This window comes from Clostridium sp. HV4-5-A1G (assembly GCF_900184915.1).
GTDB classification, from domain to species: Bacteria; Bacillota; Clostridia; order Clostridiales; family Clostridiaceae; genus Clostridium_B; species Clostridium_B aromativorans.
In genome coordinates, this window is record NZ_FXYI02000233.1 from 1 (window position 1) to 4,269 (window position 4,269).

Genomic DNA, 4,269 nt, shown 5'->3' on the forward strand with positions numbered 1-4,269 from the left:
AATGTGGGTTATAAATTATATTAACAAAAATATAATTTAAAGGGGTGAAAGATATTATGGCAAATATATATCCGTGGATATTTAATATCAATAATGATATGTGGAAAATCTATTTAAACGATACTGATGTATTGATGTATAAATTGATACATGATCAGGGGAAATGGACAAAAGAGAAATTTATTGATGTGGAAGTAATTGAATTCGCTGTCTGTGTTGAAGATGAAATGATTCATATTATATATGTTAACAAGAAATATGAGATGAGATATTGTACTATGAAGGATGGTAAATGGTTCGGAAGGTTACTTTATCATATAGATAAAAATCAGTTTAAAATTGAAAGCTTAAAAGCTGTAATTTTAAAGGGTAAATTAAATTTTTTTTATTTGCTTAAAGCATTTGATGGTAGTAAACATGGAATTTTAAAGCATTACATATGGGATGGAAAAGAAATAAAATTTTACACTATTCAGAATATAGTTTTATCGAGTAAAGTTGACAAATACTATGATATAGAAATAGGCAATAATGATTGCATTAATGTCTTTTTCCTTTCAGATAGTGGAGATGAAATATCATTATCTTATTGTAAATATGAAAGCAATTTATGGACTTCGGATAAGAGGCTTTATGGATTACAAGGCGATAATATATTGTTCAAAGTGGCGAGTGATTCTGGTATGTTTAATATAATTAATAGGACTAAAGAAGGATCAACATATTTACTTGAACATGTTTGTATTGAAAGTGACATTTATATGAAAAAGTGTGAAGTTTATAAAAGCAAAATAAAACCTATTGAACCAATCATATTTTATGAAAATAATAAACTTTTTATTTGTTGGCAAGAAAATAATAATGTGCTTTGCTCAAGTTACAGATTTGGAAAATGGAGTCGACATATTCCCTTCAATAAAGATTCAAAAACTGAAATTAAGATATATAATTTTATTAATATTAGAGAAAGTAAACAGTCATATATAGTTTATGGAACAGAAAAAGATGGATTATTTGTTTTTTCGCCTGCAGATTTGGCAGAAAATATTATAAAGTTGTTGAAAGAAGAGGTAAGCGGCGAAAGCTTGAATATTGGCCAAGAGGATGAAAGCATTGAAGAAATAAAGGAAAAATTTAAAAGTATTTGTCATGAGAATATTATCCTTAAGGAGAAGATTGATTCTTTTAGTGTTTATTTACAAAATAAAAAACATGTTGCAGATGAATATGAAAATAAACTTTCTAGAATTATTGAACAGAAAAAGAGATTAGAAGAAAATTTAAATTTTTTTATGGAGGTCAAAAAAAATATCGAAAAACAAATGGATGAAGTAAAACGTCAGTTTTCAAGTCAGCAAATAATTACAAAGAGTGTACAGGATAAATTAGAGGAGAAAGAAAAAAATAATCAGTTACTAAAGAAAAAGGTGGATTATCTGATTGAAGAGAATAAAAAACTTAAGGATCAATTGGAAACTGAAAAGAATCAGTCATTCGTGGCAAAATTATTTGGGAAAAAAGATCATGGCTTATAAATGTTGAAGGGAAGTTTGAATAGAACAAACTTCCCTAAATTTTTGAAGAATAAATTTATTGATGGTTTTAAAAATGTTACCTTACTCTATAGTAATACCTGCGCTTGCATAACCTTCTATTATACTACTGCAGAAAATACCTGATGTTGTTATTGAAAATACCATTAATAAACGAGCTTGTGAATCAATTGGTATATTTAAATTAGTATTAATATTATTTGTAATAGTATCAATATCAACAACTTGCCCAGTTATAGGTGGCAGTATAACGCTGGCACCTGGAATTGGTGCAAAACTATTATTTGGAGTATTTGAACTGTATAATTGTGCCTTAATAGTTGCTGAGCCATCTCCTAATGAAAATGAATTGCTAGTGCTGAAATATGCCGATATTGAAGTTATAACTCCATTTCGAGGTATAGAGAAAGCTATATTTCCAATTCCACCGAGATAAATTTTACCTTTATAAATATTAATATTGTTGATTGAATTTCCAAATCCTATCAGACTTACCGTGTTAACTGTTCCATTTGAAAAAGTAGTTAACATAACTGGATCATTTGATGCAAATGGAATGATAGAACCATGTCCGGGATCGCCTTTGGGGCCTTGAGGACCTTGAGCACCAGGATCTCCTTTGTCGCCTTTAGGGCCTTGTGAGCCGGGACAACCGGGTTTACCCTGAGGGCCTTGAGGACCAGGGCATCCAGGATCACCTTTGGGACCTTGAGGACCAGGGCAGCCGGGTTTCCCTTGAGGACCCTGAGGGCCAGGGCAGCCAGGTTTACCTTGAGGGCCTTGAGGGCCAGGGCATCCAGGATCACCTTTGGGGCCTTGAGGACCAGGGCATCCAGGATCACCTTTGGGGCCTTTAGGGCCAGGACATCCAGGCCTGCCTTGAGGACCCTGAGGACCAGGACACCCTGGGTCACCTTTAGGACCTTGAATACCAGGATCACCTTTGCACCCCTTAGGGCCTTGTGGACCTTGAGGGCCAGGGCATCCAGGATCACCCTTGTCACCTTTAGGACCCTGAGCACCGGGATCACCCTTGCAGCCTTTAGGACCCTGAGGACCTTGAATACCGGGATCACCCTTGCAGCCTTTAGGGCCTTGTGGACCTGGAGGGCCAGGACAGCCAGGATCACCCTTGCAGCCTTTAGGACCCTGAGGACCTTGAATACCAGGATCACCTTTGCAGCCCTTAGGGCCTTGTGGACCTGGAGGGCCAGGACATCCAGGATCGCCTTTGCAGCCTTTAGGACCCTGAGCACCGGGATCACCTTTGTCACCTTTAGGGCCTTGAGCGCCAGGATCACCCTTGCAGCCTTTAGGACCTTGAGGACCTTGAGGGCCAGGACATCCAGGTTTACCTTTGCAACCAGGATCACCTTTATCACCTTTAGGACCCTGCGGACCCTGTGGGCCGGGACATCCAGGTCTACCTTGAGGACCTTGAGGGCCAGGGCAACCGGGATCACCTTGCGGACCTTGCGGGCCCTGAGGGCCAGGACATCCGGGCTTACCTTGAGGACCCTGTGGACCAGGGCAACCAGGATCACCTTGTGGACCTTTAGGGCCTTGAGGACCAGGACATCCAGGCTTACATTCAGGATCAGGAGGGCAAGGTTTATAGTCTGGAGATGGTGAATTACAGGTATATTTTATTAATATATAAGGTGAATTAGGAGTTCTACTACTATCGTATCCAATTAAGCTATCTACGATATTTTCTATTCCAACTAAAGTTATACCATTATTTGCAAGAGTGTTGTTGTGCCAATTAATTACTAAATTTGTTATATCTATTTTTATGAATGTTCCCACATCTGTATCAGATATTGTTTTTTTATATGGAGTTATAGAAATATCGGGTGCAGTATTCCATGTAACCGTATTTCCTCTAAAATTATTTAAGTTATTGTAGACAGTTATGGATTGGCAGGGATACTTGCAATCAAGCTTATTTTTTCTATTTACGTAAATATTTAGATAGGCATTTGATATTACAGATCCGTTTGGTATTGAATCTTCAATGTTAAATTTTAGTAAACTTGCATATGCATCTGGACATCCATTATATTGGGTGTACTCTCCGCTATATAAAGCTGGTGATGAGATAAAATTTGTATTTGGAAAAAATTCTGATATATATACATCATCAGTAGGATAAACTGTAAAAATAGCCATAAGATTGCCTCCTCATTTTCGAGTATTATTCTGTTGTAATGAAAAAGTTGTATAGTTTAATATTTGGTTAATTATAATATATGGAATTATATAGGCTTTGGTTACATTTTGTAGTTTTGTAGTAAGTAGAATTTTAATGGTAATGTAGGTATTTTATAGTACTATAATGACAAATTGATATAAATTTAGTTATTCAGAATAAAATAAGAGTTTTAAGATCCTTTTAGTATATCTATGTTTGTTAAATATATACCAAACTAATGTACATATATTTTACAAAAAAGGAATTAAGACTAAAAATATATTCAATAAATATATGAGAGGGGAACTTCCTATAAATTATCTGAAATCGTTGACAAAATAAGAGTACAGGTATATAATTTTAATAATATATAACAAGTATATACAAGCCGATATTTATAAAAATTGACTAACATATCTCTTAAAATGCCACTTAGAAAATTTGTAAATCAGAGAATCTTTACTATTGATACTTTTTTAAGATTAAATTTAGATAAGAAATTTTTGTTAATAAGTTATAAAA

Annotated in this window: 2 protein-coding genes; one reads left to right on the plus strand and one right to left on the minus strand. The window is 34.9% G+C overall.

Translation table 11 applies throughout. The features are described from left to right. Positions 1–56: 56 nt before the first annotated feature. Positions 57–1,535: a hypothetical protein gene (locus J5G60_RS16815; RefSeq protein ID WP_150358954.1), complete on the plus strand. Its 1,479-nt coding sequence runs from the start codon at positions 57–59 to the stop codon at positions 1,533–1,535. Positions 1,536–1,616: 81 nt separating this feature from the next. Here J5G60_RS16815 and J5G60_RS19095 read toward each other — a convergent pair whose 3' ends face one another. Continuing rightward, entirely contained in the window at positions 1,617–3,725 is a 2,109-nt protein-coding gene (locus tag J5G60_RS19095; RefSeq protein ID WP_150358953.1) for an exosporium glycoprotein BclB-related protein, read from the minus strand. Between the last annotated feature and the right edge of the window lie 544 nt (positions 3,726–4,269).